This is a genomic window from Acinetobacter sp. 22301, assembly GCF_052045285.1.
Classification (GTDB): domain Bacteria; phylum Pseudomonadota; class Gammaproteobacteria; order Pseudomonadales; family Moraxellaceae; genus Acinetobacter; species Acinetobacter pittii.
Genome location: NZ_JBQEOR010000006.1, coordinates 155,559 through 172,582 on the forward strand (window position 1 = coordinate 155,559; position 17,024 = coordinate 172,582).

Annotated in this window: 16 protein-coding genes; 11 read left to right on the plus strand and 5 right to left on the minus strand. The window is 38.8% G+C overall.

Annotation, left to right across the window (positions count from 1 at the left end; translation table 11 throughout):
* Window positions 1-73: 73 nt before the first annotated feature.
* The gene (locus ACTJJH_RS11405; protein ID WP_032063312.1) at window positions 74-862 is read right to left on the minus strand and encodes an rRNA large subunit pseudouridine synthase E; all 789 of its coding nucleotides are present in this window, start codon (window positions 860-862) and stop codon (window positions 74-76) included.
* Between the two features lie 196 nt (window positions 863-1,058).
* Between ACTJJH_RS11405 and icd the strand changes: the two genes are divergently transcribed.
* Window positions 1,059-2,315: an NADP-dependent isocitrate dehydrogenase gene (gene icd, locus ACTJJH_RS11410; RefSeq protein WP_002118856.1), complete on the plus strand. Its 1,257-nt coding sequence runs from the start codon at window positions 1,059-1,061 to the stop codon at window positions 2,313-2,315.
* A 35-nt stretch (window positions 2,316-2,350) separates the two neighbouring features.
* On the opposite strand, the gene ACTJJH_RS11415 is transcribed toward icd, so the two are convergent.
* Both ACTJJH_RS11415 and ACTJJH_RS11420 read right to left on the minus strand, forming a co-directional pair.
* Complete coding sequence (locus ACTJJH_RS11415; protein ID WP_014207334.1) at window positions 2,351-2,476, minus strand: hypothetical protein; 126 nt, start codon at window positions 2,474-2,476, stop codon at window positions 2,351-2,353.
* Window positions 2,473-3,651: a YbfB/YjiJ family MFS transporter gene (locus ACTJJH_RS11420; RefSeq protein ID WP_440601145.1), complete on the minus strand. Its 1,179-nt coding sequence runs from the start codon at window positions 3,649-3,651 to the stop codon at window positions 2,473-2,475. The genes ACTJJH_RS11415 and ACTJJH_RS11420 overlap by 4 nt, the downstream gene beginning before the upstream one ends.
* Before the next feature lie 96 nt (window positions 3,652-3,747).
* On the opposite strand from ACTJJH_RS11420, the gene ACTJJH_RS11425 reads away from it, so the two are divergent.
* The 4 genes from ACTJJH_RS11425 to ACTJJH_RS11440 all read left to right on the plus strand — a co-directional run bounded on the left by ACTJJH_RS11425 (window position 3,748) and on the right by ACTJJH_RS11440 (window position 10,082).
* Window positions 3,748-4,629, plus strand: coding sequence for a LysR family transcriptional regulator (locus ACTJJH_RS11425; RefSeq protein WP_068930158.1), 882 nt, complete (start codon window positions 3,748-3,750; stop codon window positions 4,627-4,629).
* 208 nt (window positions 4,630-4,837) lie between these two features.
* Window positions 4,838-6,232, plus strand: a complete 1,395-nt coding sequence (locus ACTJJH_RS11430) for an L-cystine transporter (protein ID WP_320124324.1) — start codon at window positions 4,838-4,840, stop codon at window positions 6,230-6,232.
* 149 nt (window positions 6,233-6,381) lie between these two features.
* The gene (locus ACTJJH_RS11435) at window positions 6,382-7,197 is read left to right on the plus strand and encodes a PhzF family phenazine biosynthesis protein (RefSeq protein ID WP_320124325.1); all 816 of its coding nucleotides are present in this window, start codon (window positions 6,382-6,384) and stop codon (window positions 7,195-7,197) included.
* 122 nt (window positions 7,198-7,319) lie between these two features.
* The gene (locus tag ACTJJH_RS11440; RefSeq protein ID WP_440601146.1) at window positions 7,320-10,082 is read left to right on the plus strand and encodes a M16 family metallopeptidase; all 2,763 of its coding nucleotides are present in this window, start codon (window positions 7,320-7,322) and stop codon (window positions 10,080-10,082) included.
* Between the two features lie 61 nt (window positions 10,083-10,143).
* On the opposite strand, the gene ACTJJH_RS11445 is transcribed toward ACTJJH_RS11440, so the two are convergent.
* On the minus strand, window positions 10,144-10,527 hold the full coding sequence (locus ACTJJH_RS11445) for a DUF3144 domain-containing protein (protein ID WP_002118682.1): 384 nt from the start codon (window positions 10,525-10,527) through the stop codon (window positions 10,144-10,146).
* A gap of 107 nt (window positions 10,528-10,634) precedes the next feature.
* On the opposite strand from ACTJJH_RS11445, the gene ACTJJH_RS11450 reads away from it, so the two are divergent.
* Window positions 10,635-11,267, plus strand: coding sequence for a hypothetical protein (locus ACTJJH_RS11450; protein ID WP_017387283.1), 633 nt, complete (start codon window positions 10,635-10,637; stop codon window positions 11,265-11,267).
* 35 nt (window positions 11,268-11,302) lie between these two features.
* Here ACTJJH_RS11450 and ACTJJH_RS11455 read toward each other — a convergent pair whose 3' ends face one another.
* Window positions 11,303-12,766 (minus strand): CYTH and CHAD domain-containing protein, encoded by a 1,464-nt coding sequence (locus tag ACTJJH_RS11455; RefSeq protein ID WP_413775280.1) that lies wholly within the window; start codon window positions 12,764-12,766, stop codon window positions 11,303-11,305.
* Between the two features lie 165 nt (window positions 12,767-12,931).
* On the opposite strand from ACTJJH_RS11455, the gene ACTJJH_RS11460 reads away from it, so the two are divergent.
* The 5 genes from ACTJJH_RS11460 to ACTJJH_RS11480 all read left to right on the plus strand — a co-directional run bounded on the left by ACTJJH_RS11460 (window position 12,932) and on the right by ACTJJH_RS11480 (window position 16,921).
* Entirely contained in the window at window positions 12,932-13,315 is a 384-nt protein-coding gene (locus tag ACTJJH_RS11460; protein WP_017387281.1) for a DUF962 domain-containing protein, read from the plus strand.
* A 115-nt stretch (window positions 13,316-13,430) separates the two neighbouring features.
* Window positions 13,431-14,042, plus strand: coding sequence for a thiamine phosphate synthase (gene thiE, locus ACTJJH_RS11465; protein ID WP_440601147.1), 612 nt, complete (start codon window positions 13,431-13,433; stop codon window positions 14,040-14,042).
* 42 nt (window positions 14,043-14,084) lie between these two features.
* Entirely contained in the window at window positions 14,085-15,383 is a 1,299-nt protein-coding gene (gene hemL / locus ACTJJH_RS11470) for a glutamate-1-semialdehyde 2,1-aminomutase (RefSeq protein WP_440601148.1), read from the plus strand.
* Window positions 15,384-15,445: 62 nt separating this feature from the next.
* Window positions 15,446-16,150, plus strand: coding sequence for an acyl carrier protein (locus tag ACTJJH_RS11475; protein ID WP_320124328.1), 705 nt, complete (start codon window positions 15,446-15,448; stop codon window positions 16,148-16,150).
* A 132-nt stretch (window positions 16,151-16,282) separates the two neighbouring features.
* Window positions 16,283-16,921, plus strand: a complete 639-nt coding sequence (locus tag ACTJJH_RS11480) for an RluA family pseudouridine synthase (RefSeq protein WP_005307342.1) — start codon at window positions 16,283-16,285, stop codon at window positions 16,919-16,921.
* Window positions 16,922-17,024 lie beyond the last annotated feature (103 nt).

The window sequence follows — 17,024 nt, forward strand, 5'->3', positions numbered from 1 at the left end:
CACCGGTTTTTTATTGCCTAAAATAAAAGACATTAAAAAAGCCCACTGATGTGAGCTTTTAAAAGATTAAATCTTATCGACCATTGCGGCCACGACCACGTGGTGCTTTGGTATTTGGACGAGTTGTACCATTGGTTTTACGGCGTGGTTTCTCGCTTTCATCCATTTGCCAAATACGTTTTGTCCCAGACTTTTTCGCAGAACCATCTTTGTTTTTGCGAACCATTGGTTTGCCACCCGTACCGCCTGGCTTTTTCACATACGAACGTGAGCGATAAGGCTGTTCAGCTGGCACATCTTTAAAGTCAGGGTAAAGTAATGGTTCAATTTCTTTTACATCGCCCGGTTTTAAGCCAAGTTGAACTAAATCGATTGAGCCAATTTTAGTACGAATTAAACGTAAAGTTGGAAAACCTACCGCAGAAGTCATACGACGAACTTGACGGTTACGGCCTTCGCAAATTGAAATTTCAATCCAAGATGTTGGAATATTTGCACGGTAACGTACTGGCGGATTACGTTCCCATAACCATTCAGGTTCACTGACTTTAATGGCTTTGGCAGGAAGCGTCATACCATCATTTAGCTCTACACCTTTACGAAGTTGCTCAAGCGCTTCTTCGGTTACATCGCCATCAACTTGAACTAAATACGTTTTGTATTTTTTATTTGCAGGGTTGGTAATGAACTGATTCAGACCACCATGATCGGTTAAAAAAACTAAACCCTCAGAGTCCATATCGAGACGGCCTGCCAAGCGCAAAGTCGGGTCATCAACAAAGTCAGAGACGGTCATGTGCGCTTCGTCTTTACGAAACTGGGAGAGAACGTCATAAGGCTTGTTGAGAATCACAATTTTCATAAAAAATGGCTTCTTCTTTCAAATAACTAGAGAAAACATTGAGCTATATTTAAGTGCGAAATTTGCTTATTTCCCACATAAATCTCAAAAAGAATTAAATTCGATTAAGCTATTATGCGTTAATAAAAGTTGAAAGTATTGTTTATCGATAATTATTTTTAGTTAATTAAGTATTATAAAAGGGAGAATCTACACAATGGGTTATCAGAAGATCGTGGTTCCTGCCGACGGCGACAAAATCAAAGTAAATGCAGACCTGTCACTGAACGTACCAAATCATCCAATTATTCCTTTCATTGAGGGTGATGGTATTGGTGTAGATATTACACCAACCATGAAAGCAGTCGTAGATGCTGCTATTTTAAAAGCTTACGGTGGCAAACGCTCAATCGAATGGATGGAAGTGTATTGCGGCGAGAAAGCCAATAAAATTTATGGCAACTATATGCCCGAAGAAACTTTCGAAGCACTCCGCGAGTTTGTTGTATCCATCAAAGGTCCTTTAACCACACCAGTAGGTGGAGGCATTCGTTCACTCAACGTTGCTTTGCGCCAAGAATTAGATCTATATGTTTGCGTACGACCAGTACGTTGGTTTGAAGGCGTTCCTTCACCGGTTCAACACCCCGAATTAACTGATATGGTGATTTTCCGTGAGAATTCGGAAGATATCTATGCAGGTATTGAGTGGAAAGCCGATTCTGAAGAAGCCAAAAAAGTCATTAAGTTCCTTCAAGAAGAAATGGGTGTCACAAAAATCCGTTTCCCTGAAGGATGTGGCATTGGAATTAAACCTGTATCGAAAGAAGGTTCACAGCGGTTAGTCCGTAAAGCTATTCAGTTCGCAATCGAAAATGACAAGCCTTCTGTGACTCTTGTTCACAAGGGTAATATTATGAAATACACCGAAGGCGCTTTTAAAGAATGGGGCTATGAATTGGCTCTGGATCGTTTCGGTGGAGAGCTAATTGATGGTGGCCCATGGGTTAAAATTAAAAACCCTAGGACTGGTAAAGATATCATTATCAAAGATGTCATTGCAGACGCGTTTTTACAGCAGATTCTCATGCGTCCAGCCGATTACTCTGTTATTGCCACGCTAAACTTAAACGGTGATTATATTTCTGATGCTTTGGCAGCAGAGGTTGGAGGTATTGGTATTGCACCAGGTGCAAATATTGGTGGTGCTATTGCTGTGTATGAAGCAACTCATGGCACAGCACCTAAATATGCAGGTCAGGATAAAGTAAACCCTGGTTCTATTATTCTTTCTGCGGAAATGATGCTACGTGATATGGGGTGGACAGAGGCAGCTGATTTGATCATTAAAGGAATTTCTGGGGCGATTGCTGCCAAAACCGTAACTTACGATTTTGAGCGCCTAATGCCGGGTGCAACCTTGTTACGTTGTTCTGAATTTGGTGATGCAATTATCAAACATATGGGAGAGTAATCTTCTATTAAAAAGCCCTCGGTTGAGGGCTTTTTTTATTGCATAAATTCGGGATGTTTCGGAGTTTTAATAAAGCCAGTTTTCTTTTGATAACTCTGGTCTAGGGCTTGAATAACAAGAACGAAAGTAACTAGAAATAAAGGAAAGAGCAGAGTTTTCACGATTTGGTTTCTCCGAAAGTTGAGGTGAAAGAAGGGCGTAGGGGAATTAAAAGGCAAACCGCAAAGAGAAGAACGGTTCCACCCAAAAGAAAGAGATGGGCATAAGACCAATGCAAATGATGCAAAGTACTAATGACAACACCACCCAAAAGTTGAGTACTGGCAAAGCCAATGGTGGCAACGCTCCAAAGCTTTTGATAACGGTGCTCATAAATCTGTAGCAGACTATAAGAACTAATAAATACGGTTGCGGGAGTCAGTAAGCCTGTCAGAAGCGAAGATAAGGCCAGTAAAGATGCGGTATGTGAAAGGAACGGCAAAACAACGGCTAAGCTGTAAATGGTATATAACCATTTAATGGCCTGTAGATATCCGATTAGTCTGCTTAAGCAATAAGCGACAAGTGCACCAATGCAGCTTCCCACTCCATAGAGAACCCAAAATAGATTTCTTTGCTGTAGGGGAAAATGCAGAGTTCCAGATAAATAATCCATCCAAAACAAAGAGTGTGGAATATATGCAAAGGCACTACACATATAGGCAATAATAATGACAAGGCCTAAACGTGATTTTTGTAAGGCTTGTAGAGAGGTCGATTGCGGTTTAATAATCTGGGCAGTATTACGAGTTAATAATCGATAAAGAGTTAAACTTCCTAATAGAGAAAGACCCGCGAAAATATTCCAAACATAATGTACGGGCGTATTTTTAAGTAGAGGAATAATAATAGTGGCGGATAAAACGCCGGTACCAATCCCGCTAAATCCTAAAAAGTTAACTTTTAATCTTTGGGTGGTAGGAATGTATTTCATCGCAAAGCTAGGTGCCAAAATCATTAGTAAGCCGCCAGCAATACCTGAAATCGTACGCCAGACAATGAACCACATCAGAGGCATATCCATGAATGAACAGCATAGTAGGCTAAGGCTACCCGCTATAGCCGAAAGTACGATGAGGGAGGGGATGAACTTTTCTTTAATACTTAAGAGCGCTAATAAGGCGCCAATGAGATATCCCAATAAATTTGCGCTGCCTAAGTAACTGGCAAAATCGTGAGTCCAGTGGTATTGCTCGATCATGATGGGCATAAGCGCAGTATAGGAAAATCTAAAAACACCAATTCCCAAACAAGTTGCCAAAAAGACAATTAAGCTCATTCGATAAAACGTAGACATGAGAGGACGCTCATTTTTTTTATTATTAAAAGCGAGTTTTTAAATCTTTAAAAATGATTTAATATGATGGTGATTATCTTGTTTTGAGATAGTGAAATGTTACTTAAGTCCCTAGAGTTTTTTTTAGCTGTTGCAGAGAGTGGAAGTTTTTCCTTAGCTGCACAAAAAATGTATACCGTGCAATCGAATATCACGAGCCATGTGAAAAAACTTGAAGAAGAGTTAGGGGTTATTTTATTCAATCGTAATAACCCTGTGACTTTAACGAATGCTGGACAACAGCTGCATAGTTATGCTGTTCAAATGATTGCTCTACATAATAAAGCGAAAAAAATCTTTCAAGAGGGTGATATTGACCCGAACGAAACCATTCGTTTGGGCAGTATGGAAACGACAGCAGCAATACGTCTACCTCAATTACTCAATCAATGTATGCAGCAATATCCGAATTTGCCGATTGAGCTGCAAACTCACCCGACACGATATTTGTTAAGCGCTGTGCAGCAAGGAGAGGTCGATTGTGCTTTTGTTGCTTCTAAATATTTAATTCCAGAGTTGTATAGTTTACCTGTTTGGCAAGAACAATTGGTTTTGGTTTGTCCGAAACAGCAAACTCACTTTCCAGACATTGCCAAGCTTGCAAAGACCCGATTTATTGCGTTTCGGCAGGGGTGTTCTTATCGTCATGCAATCGAGTTATTTTTAAATGATCACAGTGTCCCGCCTTCACAAATCATGGAAATGGGCAGTCTGGACGGGATTGTAAGCTGTGTGGAATTAGGTGTTGGTTTTGCTTTATTGCCAAAGTCATATCTAAACAAAGTAGTCGAGAAAGTGTCATTAAGTTGTTTTGAGCTTAATACTGAATCCGCTCATTTTACTACCTACTTGGTTGCCCAGTCGCCTGAAACATGGGGAACCAATTTAAAGCAGTTTATTCATTTTATTGAGCAACAATTTGAATTAAAGGTTGCTTAGGTTGTGATTGATTTTCATACGTAAATATCCAACTTAATTTATAAATTAAAAGTGATATATATGTATGAAAAAGTCATTTTATATTCTCACAGAGGTTTGTAATCATCTTGATGCTATAAAATTGTTGAAAAGGGTAGTTTATATAGGCTGGCTATGGTCAAATATGCCCCCTTGAAAGATGACACAAGCAATAATTTGGAGTTTGGGAATGAATATACCCTTAATCATCAATATTGTGGTTTTTGTCGGGTTAATATTTTTACTCGCCCAAACACGTAAAACGGACTGGAGCTTATCTAAAAAAGTTCTGGCTGGCTTAGTTCTAGGTGTGGTGTTTGGTTTAGGACTACATTTGATTTATGGCGGTGGCCATCCGATTCTTGCTGAATCTATTAGCTGGTTTAATATCGTTGGAAACGGCTATGTAAAACTTTTACAAATGGTCGTGATGCCTTTGGTATTTGTGTCTATTTTGGGAGCGGTTGCAAAATTACACCAAGCCTCATCTTTAGGCAAAATCAGTTTTTATACGATTGGTACTTTACTCTTTACAACACTGATTGCTGCACTGGTAGGGGTATTTGTTACCAACCTGTTTGGCTTAACGGCAGAAGGTTTGGTGCAAGGTGCTGCTGAAACTGCACGCTTAACTGCCATTAATACGGACTATGTAGGTAAAGTTACCGATTTAAGTGTACCGCAGTTTATTCTTTCCTTTATTCCAAGTAACCCATTTGCTGAATTGACTGGTGCAAACCCAACATCAATTATTAGTGTAGTTATTTTCGCCGTCTTTTTAGGTATAGCAGCGCTTAACCTAATGAAGGATGATGCTGAAAAAGGTCAACGTATTCTGACTGCAATTCAGACGTTGCAGTCATGGGTAATGAAGCTTGTGCGCTTAGTGATGACACTTACGCCGTATGGTGTTTTTGCCCTCATGACCAAAGTCGTGGCAAGTTCAAACGTCGCAGATATCTTAAATCTAGGCGGGTTCTTGGTTGCATCTTATTTAGGCTTGGCGATTATGTTTGTCGTACATGCCATTATTTTGACTATGACGGGTGTTTCTCCTCTTAAATTCTTTAAGAAAGTTGCTCCAGTTTTAACGTTTGCATTCACTAGCCGTTCAAGTGCAGCAAGTATTCCACTGAGCATTGAAACACAAACTCGTCGTTTAGGTGTGCCTGAATCAATTGCAAGTTTCTCTGCTTCTTTTGGGGCGACTATTGGTCAAAATGGTTGTGCAGGTTTATATCCAGCAATGCTCGCGGTGATGGTTGCGCCAACTATGGGTATTAACACCTTAGATCCAATGTGGATTGCATCGTTAGTTGGTATTGTGACTTTAAGTTCAATTGGGGTTGCCGGAGTAGGTGGTGGTGCGACTTTTGCTGCGTTGATTGTGCTTCCTGCAATGGGTTTACCTGTAACTTTGGTTGCACTTCTTATTTCAATTGAACCACTCATTGATATGGGACGTACTGCATTAAACGTAAATGGTTCAATGACTGCGGGTGTAGTGACGAGTCAATTCATGGGTCAGACTGATAAAGAAATATTAAACAGTGAAGATGAAATTGAATTAACTCAACATCATTAAAGATCAGTAAAAAAACGGCTCTCTATTCTGGATGAGCCGTTTTTTTATATGCATAAATTATTACTGTGATGTTAATTTTAAAAAAACTGTATCTGTTTTTCTTTTAAATAATTTTCGAAAATGAGCCTATTACAAAAGAGAGCACTATCATGAAAATGTATCAAGTCGATGCTTTTACAAAAGAGTTATTTCGTGGAAATCCAGCCGCTGTCGTTGTTGAAAAAGAGTGGTTAGATGTAGATTTAATGCAGAAGATAGCACTTGAAAACAACTTATCTGAAACTGCTTTTGTAAAAATTATAGACTCTGAAAACTATGAAATCCGTTGGTTCACTCCAACGATCGAAGTTGATTTCTGTGGGCATGCCACACTTGCCAGCGCTTTCGTATTATTTAAAGATTTTACCGAGAAAAAGACCATTAATTTCCATGTTCGAAACTTAGGTCTTTTTGTAGTTCACCAAGATGAAGACGGTAAAATCAGAATGGATTTTCCAATTCGCAAAGCTCATCAAGTTGAAGATTATCCAGCTATTTTACGTCAAGCTTTAACAAAACCTTTTAAAGCAGTTTATCAAAATGTTCAAGCCTACATTGTTGAGTATGAATCAGTGCAGGACGTATTAGATGAGCAGCCTGACATGAATTTGCTCAAAGCTCTAGGTAAGAGAACTGCGATTACTACTGCAGGGATGGATGTTGCCATCACCTCAAAAGCCGATCAACAATATGATTGTGTATCGCGTTATTTTGCACCTGTCGCGGGCATTGAAGAAGATCCAGTTACGGGTTCAATTCATACGGCAATAGCACCATTATGGGCAGAGAAACTCGCTAAAAATAATATTATTGCTTATCAGGCTTCTAGCCGTGGAGGCGTTTTATATTGCAATGTTCTGAATCAGGAACGTATTGAAGTTTCAGGGTATGGGAAGCTTTATATGCAAGCTGAAATTTTTCCTTAAAATATAAGGCCGTTTAAATAAACGGCTTTTTTTTCAAAACTTTACTATGAAAGTTAGTTCAAATTTCCTACTATAGTCCCACAACTATTGATTTTTTATTATTCAAATTAATTGGTATTTATATGTTTATGCAGTTTAAACAACTGACACTCTCCCTATGTATTCTTGGTTTAAGTGCTGCGTCTTGGGCACAAACTACACTAGTAAAAAGTAAGCAAAATATTGAGGAATATAAATTAGATAATGGTTTTCGGATTGTGCTTGCACCGAATGACAAAGAAAATAAAATCTTTATTAATACCATTTATTTAACAGGCTCATTAAATGACCCGCAAGGTAAAAGCGGCTTAGCTCATTTGCTTGAGCATTTGGCTTTTAAGGGGACACAAAATGTTAAAGGGGAAGAATTCCAGCGTCGTTTAGATCAATATACATTGATGACAAACGCCAGTACCGATTATTATTCAACAAAATATACTAATATCGTTCGTCCAGAAAAAACTGCGCTTGATCAGGTACTGTATCTTGAATCTGAGCGTATGGATAAATTAGTTCTTCAAGAAAAGTTTGTTCCTTCCGAGATTGAAATCGTAAAGCGTGAACGCGAAGTTCGCATGGATCAGCCATTTGCTGTGCTGATGGATCAAATGTGGAAGTCAGCTTACGGTAATCAATATTTAGGACGTTTACCGATTGGCGATTTGCCTGAGCTTAAATCTATTAAGATGCCTGAATTGAACCAGTTCTATCGTAGCTGGTATGCACCCAATAATGCTGTTATGGTGATTTCAGGTAAATTTGATAAGACAGATGTCTTAAAAACAATTGATCAATATTTTAGTCCAATTGCGGCAAGAGAAGTTCCGAAGACTGTACAGATTCCTGTGCTTGACTCTACAAAAATAAAAAATCGTCAATTCATGGTGAAAAAGGGCAGTGATCTGGCTAAATTCCATATCTATATGAATGGTAAAAATACCAAAATTCAGCCGACACTCGCTTTAGCTCCTTTGTTATACACCATGCAACCAAGTGGTCACCTATACCAGAACATGGTGGAAACAGGTATTACCACAAATGTTGAAGCGAGTACTTGGTTAGATCAAGATTTTAACGTGGTGTTTTTAGGTGCTATTTATTCACCAAGTAATGACCCTAAAAAAGTTGAAAGCTCTTTGTTAGCAGGCATTGAAAAAGGGAAGCCTTTTACTGAAGTTGAATTAAATCGTGTTAAAAGTTTAATGAAAACTCAAGGTGATCTAATCACGAAAGATGCGGTAGCACTAGGGTCACGGTTAAGTGATTACACCGTCGCTGGCGGGCAATGGGATCAATATTTTAAAGATTTAGATTCTGTAGAAAAAGTTAAGCTAGATGATGTGAATCAAACTTTAAAACAGTTCCTTGTGGCTGATCATCGTATTGATGACGATATTTTGCCAACACCTGAAGACCAGAAAAAAGCGCAACAGCAAAATTCAAAAGAGACACCTAAAACTCTAGATCAGGTCGAAGCAAAGGTCGAGCCTTTAAAAGATCCGAAGGTATATCAACAAGAAGTTGCTGAGTTTTTAAAAACTTCAAAGCAATATGTTGAAAGCAATGAGAAGAAGATTATCCGTGGAAAACTAAAAAATGGAATGAAGTATGCTTTATTCCCAGTTGAAACACGTGATGATCGTACTTATGCAACGATTACGATGGACTTCGGAACAGAAAAATCTTTATTTAATAAAGGTACAGTAGTTGATCTAACCTCATACTTATTGCTCCGTGGTTCTGATAAATACAGTTTGCAAGATATTGCCGATAAATCAATTGATGCAGGCGGTGCAGCTTATGCAAGTGCTGACGGCAATGGCATGACCATTAATATTCAGTCTAAATCAGAAAAATTTGATGAGTTTTTCAAGTTTGTTCTTGATGTGATGAAAAATCCGAAATTTGAACAATCTCAATTTGATTTAATTAAATCGCAAAGCTTATCAAGCCTAGATCGTCCTTATACCGAGCCAGATGTGGTGGCGGGTTTAACACTTTCACGGTTACTTGAAGAATATCAACCAGGTGATTTGCGTTATCACTTCGAACCTGAACTGGCAAAACAGCAGTTGAAAAACACAACTCAAGAGCAAGTGAAAGAGTTATATGAGCGTTTCTTTGCAATGAACCATGCTCAAATTGCCATTACAGGCGAATTTGATGCGAAAAAGATGCAGAAATTACTGAATCATGAATTTGGTCGTTGGAACGGTAAGCAGCCATATCAAAAAATCTTGATTGATCACGTTGATTTTCCAGCACAGCAAGTTCATGTTTTATCTGAGCAGCGCGAATTTGGTAGCTACCAAAGTGTCCTTTCAATTCCAGTTGGGAAAAACCATCCAGATGCATCTGCTCTCATTTTAATGAACTATATTTTAGGTGAGTCTCAAATTTCATCACGTTTGGCTCAAGAGCTTCGTGAGAAAAATGCGCTAGTCTATGGTTTTGGAAGTGGGCTGCAACTTGATCGTGACACGAATGTAGGAGCTTTGAGTATTAGTGCAAATTATACTTCAGGTCGCTCAGCACAAGTGTCTGCTTCAATACACAAAGTGTTAAATGACTTGGTTAAAAATGGGGTAACTGAGCAAGAGCTTGAAGCTGCTAAAGCAGATATCATGAAGAAACGAGTTACGGCTTTAGAAGATGAACGTAATATTCATGGCATGTTAAATCTACAGCTTGAAACAAACAAAACATTGCAAGACCGAATTCGTCATGATCAAGAGCTAACTAAATTGACTGTTGCTGACGTTAACAGAGTAATTAAGAAGTATATTAAACCTGAACATTTGGTCGAAGTGATGGCTGATCAATATGGTCAGGCCGCAAAGAAATAAAGTCTTCTCGCAAATAAAAAGCCACTCAAATGTGGCTTTTTATTTAGGTATTTAAATCATATTAATGATCATGTTTATGCGCGTGAAAATCTTCATTTTTACGGAAACGTAAATAATTTTCGAATTGTTCACAATATTCATCGAAGTTATCTTCAAGCATCATCTGAAATTGCTGAAGAAGGTAAGACATAACCTGATCTTTTGCATCACGCATTTCATTACCATCTTTAAAGTTATTTGCTGCTACCCATGTATTGAAGCGGGCAGTAGCAAATAACATTGCAGCACTCACTTGACCACGTAGCTCAGCTGGATCAACTTTTTTATCTTTTGGCGGGCGACAAAAATCATTAGCTTGTTTAATAAATTCATCCGCACGCTCAAAGAAAACCGCATTTAACGCTTCTTCTTCAGTAATATCTGTTGCATTAATCTTTTGAGACATGACTTATTCCCGCAAAAATAGAGCTGCTTATTATAGGCAAACGCTTGCGGAAACAAAACCTTTGACTTAGTCTGTAAATAGCCTAAGTATTGGTAGGAGAGACTAATATGCAAGATGCAATTGCTATTCAAAGTTTAAAGACAGATATTGCTTTATTACGCCAGCATGTTTTCCCACCTCAATATTTAGAGCATGTTGAAGGGCTGCCGATTTATTATGGCTTGCAAGAAGAAGTCGAAAATTATTACCAACAATGGCAGGGGCTAATTGAAAGGGCACAAGAGCTTTTTCAGCCATTTATGGAAGATGAATTACCAGACGCGATTCATTTGCCAAGCCATTTAAATTTACCGCTATTCTTTTTTCACGTAGACCGAATTCGGATTAATAAAACACGTGCAAAAGAATCTAAAACTTTCCGCGGTGTTGCGAGTCTTATTGAAAAATGCGGGCAGTTTGAAACAGACCAGATATTTACGATGCAAGAATGGTTGCAAAGTGATGATACCGCGGCTTTGGTTGCTCACCGTGAATTCATCGATTTAAGAACCTATGTGTTTCAACATGGGCAAAGCGAATATACACGTTCACGGTTTTATACCAATGGGATTGTGCTAGGGGTTGAGCCGCATTTTAAACTGGTCGATGCTCGTGATAAGCCAAGAAAGCAACGCAGCGATAGCTATAGTGATCCGTTAGCAGATAACGGCGTATGGAAAGTATTTGGTAAATACCGATAAAAAGTCGCTGCTTGTTTACAGCGACTTTTTATAAATTACCAGAAATTTTCAGCCTGACTAAAAGTTTGTAAAGCTTTTGCTGAGCGCTTTTGTAATTGTGGCTGTTTGGCTTTGACCCAGCCTAGAGCAAACCAGAAAGACGGATCTTGTTCCACCACATTGTTAAAAATACCTTCTGCAATAAACAAATCGTTATATTGACCTAGAGTATTTTGCATAGGTTGTAGCTGTTTTAAATATTGCTGTACTTTTTTATTTGGATAAAGACTCGAAATAAACTCAACACAATAACGTAACTGTTTAGCTTGCTTTCTTATTTTGTGCTGTTCATTCACTTCAAGCTCAGAGAAGTGTTCAGCATTATTAATCACTTTATGATGTAACTTATCTAAACTCTTTTTAATGTGTTTTTTTAATCCACCTGTTTTGCTGTCTGAATCTTCTTCTGAATAAGCAAATGCTAATAAATCGAGTAATAGCTTAATCGTGTCCGCAGAGGTAAAGATTATTGAGAGTTCTTTTGAGGGCTGGGCTGAAACTGGTAGTAAAAGTTCAGGTGAACCGTGTTGTTGAATAATAGGTAACACTTCGGTGCGAATCGCATCTTCATCACGAGTGTCTCCAAGTTTACGGAAAAGCTCAGCAATTTGTTCTTCCCAAACAGGATTTAGCTCGCTTGACCAACCTGCAAAATGCTTAAGGGCACTACGTAAACGACGTAAGCTTACCCGTGCCTGATGGATATGCTCAGCTTCGGCAACCCCATCGGCAATGGCAGCCATATTTGGTAAGAATTGCCCTAAACAGTTTTCGACAATCTTTTTTAGAGCCTGTTCAGCACTAATATCTTTATTTAATGTCAGAGTTTTAGCATGAACAGCAGGTGAGGCAGCTTGCCCTAGTGCTAATAAGTTGCCACGTTCGGCTTTACTTCTTACATCAAGCCAAAGTGAATAACGATTAATCCATTGCTGCGCAAACTGAATGAGCGTTTTCACAGCCCCTTGTTTGAGTTCAAATTCGACTTCACAAATTACACTTTGTGCATCTGCTGTTTTTACGACACCGTCATCAAGGCAAACTTCAATAGCTGTATTGTCTGCTTCAAATACATGATAAGTACGCTGTACATCCGTCTCAAATTGCAAACTTAACTTTTCAGCTTCTTTACCTAGAGCTGTATTAATTAAATCAATTATGACTTTATTATCTTGATATAACTCAAGGTTTAAGTCAGGTTCTTGGTCACAAACGCCTAAATGAGTTTCTTCTTCAACACGGTGGAGATGGCTTTGACCGGCGGCTTTAAACGTTTGTACCCATTGATCATCTTCTTTACGTAAACGTAAGGCCATACCATTTTTTGCAAGTAATCGATCAGGAGTGTCGTAATACTTTGCCTGTAAGTGAATGTTCTTTGCTTTGTGTTTTTTTAAGTATTGCTGGACAGTTTTTTTCTTCGATTCAGGTAACTGAAACTTTAGTTCGACTTCGACCATAATATATCTCCCTGAATCAGGTATTTAGACTATCTTGAATAAGTATAATAGCTTAGCTCTAAAAATAATGGTTTTGATAGAGAAAGTTACAATCAAACATATGACGCTACACTTTTATTTAGGTGTACAATCAGGTGACGTTTTGATCAAATAAAAATCAGGAAGATGATCGTGAATGCACCAGTAAACTTTAGCCATGAAGCTCAGCCAGAGTTTGAATTGCCGATTAAAAATTATCAGGAATTTTATCGTTTTTATTTAACTGAACACCGTAACATTATGAGCAGACGCTTACACGTGGTGGGCAGTAGCATTGGTCTATACTTTTTTTCAAAAGCAGTCCGTAAGAAGCAAGCCAAATATGTACTCTATGGTTTGGTAGCAGGCTACGCAAATGCTTGGGTTGGACATTTTGTGTTTGAAAAAAATAAACCTGCCAGTTTTAAACAACCTTTCTATAGCTTTATTTCTGATTGGCGAATGCTGTCTGACGTAGCGACTGGTCGATTAAGTTTGATTGACCGTAAGCACGATAAAATACCAAGTTAATTTTACTTTCTATTCTTAATATACCGATTGGTACTGTTAAGCCTATATCAATCGGTACTTATGATGATCTATAAATCCGTTATACTAGCGAAGTTTTTTAAAGCGAGAGTAGAGTATGCGCGGTTTATACCTCATTACCAACGATGACCCAATCCAACTATTATTAGAAAAACTAGATGCCGCACTCGCAACTCGTCAGGTCGCAATTTTACAGTACCGCCGTAAGAAAATAGACAAAGCAGACCAACCCGCTGAAGTCGAACAAATCAAATTATTGTGTGAAAAATATCAGGTTCCTTTTGTCATTAATGATGACTTAAAACTTGCCGCTCAGTTTGGTTTAGGTGTGCATTTAGGTCAAAGTGACGGTGAAATTACCGATGCAAAATCACAATTACCAGAAGGCATCATTATTGGTCGTACTTGTCTGAATTCTTTAGAGCTTGCACAAAAAGCAATTGCAGATGGCGCGACTTATATTGCATTTGGTGCAGTCTATGCGACCTCTACAAAACCTGAAGCAGGTAATGTGGGTATTGAAGTGATTAAGCAAGCAGCAGCCCAATATGATTTACCAATTTGTGCGATTGGTGGTTTAACTGTTGAAAACTCAAAACCTGTGATTGAGGCTGGGGCTGACCTCTGTGCAGTCATTAGTGATATATTAGGCCGATCAACTGCTGAAATTCCTGCCCGTGTACAGGCCTGGGCACAATTATTTTCTTAAGCTTTCAAAATTATTTTTTAGATATTTAAGACGAGCATTTCCATGAGTTTATATCCAAAGCAAGAACAGTTATTTAAACAAGCCAGCAAACACATTCCAGGTGGTGTGAACTCTCCAGTACGTGCCTTTAATGGTGTTGGAGGAACACCTGTTTTCATCGAGAAAGCAAAAGGTGCTTATTTATGGGATGTCGATGGCAAGCGTTATGTTGACTATGTTGGTTCTTGGGGGCCAATGATTTTAGGTCATGCTCATCCAGAGATTATTAAGGCTGTACAAACAGCAGCAGAAGATGGCTTAAGTTTTGGCGCACCAACAGTACACGAAACAACACTGGCAGATATTATCTGTGAAATCATGCCATCCATTGAATTGGTGCGTATGACTAACTCGGGTACAGAAGCGACCATGACGGCTATTCGTTTAGCGCGTGGTTATACTGGCCGTGACAAGATTGTAAAGTTTGAAGGTTGTTACCATGGCCACTCTGACTCACTTTTAGTAAAAGCAGGTTCGGGCTTACTTACTTTAGGTGAGGGTGAACCGACTTCGAAAGGTGTTCCTGTTGATTTTGCTAAACACACTTTAACACTACCTTATAACGATATTACTGCATTAAAAGAATGCTTTGCTAAATTTGGTCATGAAATTGCGGGTGTCATTATTGAACCAGTCGCGGGCAACATGAATATGGTGAAACCAATTGATGGTTTCTTACAAGCCATTCGTGATATTTGTGATGAATATAAATCTGTATTCATTATTGATGAAGTGATGACAGGCTTCCGTGTTGCTTTAGGCGGTGCGCAATCGGTTTATAACGTTAAACCTGATTTAACGACTTTAGGTAAAATTATCGGTGCAGGTCTGCCTGTTGGTGCGTTTGGTGGTAAGCGTGAAATCATGGAATGTATCGCACCTTTAGGCGGTGTATACCAAGCAGGTACATTATCTGGTAACCCACTTGCTATGCGTGCTGGTATTGAGATGTTTAAACATTTACGCCAACCAGACTTTTATAGCAAATTATCTGCTCAACTTGAAAAGTTACTTGCAGGCTTACAAGCTGCAGCTGATGAAGCGGGTATTCCATTTAAGACTCAGCAAGCTGGCGCAATGTTCGGTCTTTACTTTACTGACCAAGAAGATATTACAAGCTTTGACTCAATGTTGGCATGTGATATTGAAGCTTTCAAAAAGTTCTTCCATGGCATGTTAAAGCGTGGGGTAAACTTGGCACCTTCAGCATTTGAAGCAGGCTTTATTTCATCTGCACATTCTGATAAAGATATTGAATTTACGATTCAGGCTGCAAAAGAAACATTCGCTGAAATGAAGTAAGCAAAAAAGCCCGTGTTAAACGGGCTTTTTAATTTGAGCTATTTTTATATTTGTAGAGAACAATGTTTTATCCCTTACCTCGAAAAATCCAATTAGCTGCAAGTACTTCAAATTGGTCAATTGAGTCAGCGCAAAGTATTTTGCTCATGGTTGGGCTCAATGAGCTTAAACTACGACCAGATTGGTCTGAGCAACCATTGGCGAACCATTTGGAACTGTTGAGTAAGCGCGCTCAATCACTCGAAATTCCAATTATTTTTATTGAGACATCTCAACTTCAACAAACCATGTTGGAGCTTGGTCAGCGTTTGTCATCAAATACTCAGGCTCAAGTCATGATGGCTGGTGATTTATCGCCTTTGTTTAAACAAGTCATGCAGCTTGTTTTATCGATTACAGATCAGGTCAGTGTTGTAAATGATGCGATCTTGGCGGCTAATCTAGAGCAGCATATCCAATGGGTTGAAAAGATCAGTTTTGACCATATAAAACATTTAAATACGCAGAGCTTAATGCGGTTATGGTCTTTAAGTACGCCGTCCTCTTATATCTTGTCAGATAAAGGAATCTTATTGGCAATTGCTGAACAGGTGGGGCGACATCCTATGGAGATCCATCCTGAAATTGATTTAAGAAACTACGGACTAGATCAGCCTGCTGTTAATTATCTGGTCGATCTATGGCGTGCAAATGGTGCGAGCTTAAGTGCTGAAGAGATAATGCAAGCACCGACATTGCAACATATTATGCAGTTATTGAAGCCTTGACTGACTATAGACCTCAAGTGATCCATAATATTTGCAAATTCTGCTGTTAATTTACCCGAACGGCATTGTAATTCGGACGTAAGCTTTTTATTATTGCCCGCTTGTTTTTCATCTTACCTTGGGAATACAACTTTGAGTGATTTTCTAAGTGAACATCTGATCTATCGTGATGATGATTTTATGGTGATTCATAAACCTTCGGACATCTTAAGTGTTCCTGGTAAGGGTGATTTACATGATAGCGTTTTGACAAGGTTGGTTGCGATTGAACCTAAAACTTTGCTCATTCATCGTCTAGACCGAGATACTTCAGGTATTTTAGTATTTGGTTTATCGAAGCGCGGTCAAAGTGCAATTGCACGTCAATTTCAAGATCGTCAGACTTCAAAAATATATGAAGCGCTTGTTGCAGGTCATTTAGAGGGTGAGGGGACTGTAGATATTCCTGTCATCTATGACCCAAGCCGACCACCTTTACATATTGTCGACGCTTCTCACAACAAGCCTGCTTTAACACATTGGCAGGCAATAGAACATTTTCAGATTCAGGGACAGCCTGTAACTCGTGTGAAATTAACACCAATTACGGGCCGATCTCATCAACTCCGTGTACACATGCAATATCTTGGGCATCCAATTGTAGGTGACACGCTGTATGCAACACCGGAGCAGCAACTTGTTCCGCGTTTATGTTTGCATGCCAAACAGTTAAGTTTTAATCATCCTGTCACAGCAGAAACATTAACTTTTGACTGTCCTGTACCGTTTTAATGTAAAAATTTTAATGCGTGATTTTTTGTAGCAAAGCGATTTAATTGGTTTTTGCTTCAAAATTTTGCTTTAAAGACTACATAAAAAGATGCAAAAATAAGCT

What these genes read in the sequence shown, in the direction of transcription:
- ACTJJH_RS11460 (WP_017387281.1), top strand. Translation starts at nt 12,932, where the DNA reads ATGATCGTGAATGCACCAGTAAACTTTAGCCATGAAGCTCAGCCAGAG.
- ACTJJH_RS11440 (WP_440601146.1), top strand. Translation starts at nt 7,320, where the DNA reads ATGTTTATGCAGTTTAAACAACTGACACTCTCCCTATGTATTCTTGGT.
- ACTJJH_RS11430 (WP_320124324.1), top strand. Translation starts at nt 4,838, where the DNA reads ATGAATATACCCTTAATCATCAATATTGTGGTTTTTGTCGGGTTAATA.
- ACTJJH_RS11405 (WP_032063312.1), bottom strand. Translation starts at nt 862, where the DNA reads ATGAAAATTGTGATTCTCAACAAGCCTTATGACGTTCTCTCCCAGTTT.
- ACTJJH_RS11435 (WP_320124325.1), top strand. Translation starts at nt 6,382, where the DNA reads ATGAAAATGTATCAAGTCGATGCTTTTACAAAAGAGTTATTTCGTGGA.
- ACTJJH_RS11455 (WP_413775280.1), bottom strand. Translation starts at nt 12,766, where the DNA reads ATGGTCGAAGTCGAACTAAAGTTTCAGTTACCTGAATCGAAGAAAAAA.
- ACTJJH_RS11420 (WP_440601145.1), bottom strand. Translation starts at nt 3,651, where the DNA reads ATGTCTACGTTTTATCGAATGAGCTTAATTGTCTTTTTGGCAACTTGT.
- icd (WP_002118856.1), top strand. Translation starts at nt 1,059, where the DNA reads ATGGGTTATCAGAAGATCGTGGTTCCTGCCGACGGCGACAAAATCAAA.
- ACTJJH_RS11445 (WP_002118682.1), bottom strand. Translation starts at nt 10,527, where the DNA reads ATGTCTCAAAAGATTAATGCAACAGATATTACTGAAGAAGAAGCGTTA.
- thiE (WP_440601147.1), top strand. Translation starts at nt 13,431, where the DNA reads ATGCGCGGTTTATACCTCATTACCAACGATGACCCAATCCAACTATTA.
- ACTJJH_RS11450 (WP_017387283.1), top strand. Translation starts at nt 10,635, where the DNA reads ATGCAAGATGCAATTGCTATTCAAAGTTTAAAGACAGATATTGCTTTA.
- ACTJJH_RS11425 (WP_068930158.1), top strand. Translation starts at nt 3,748, where the DNA reads ATGTTACTTAAGTCCCTAGAGTTTTTTTTAGCTGTTGCAGAGAGTGGA.
- ACTJJH_RS11475 (WP_320124328.1), top strand. Translation starts at nt 15,446, where the DNA reads ATGTTTTATCCCTTACCTCGAAAAATCCAATTAGCTGCAAGTACTTCA.
- hemL (WP_440601148.1), top strand. Translation starts at nt 14,085, where the DNA reads ATGAGTTTATATCCAAAGCAAGAACAGTTATTTAAACAAGCCAGCAAA.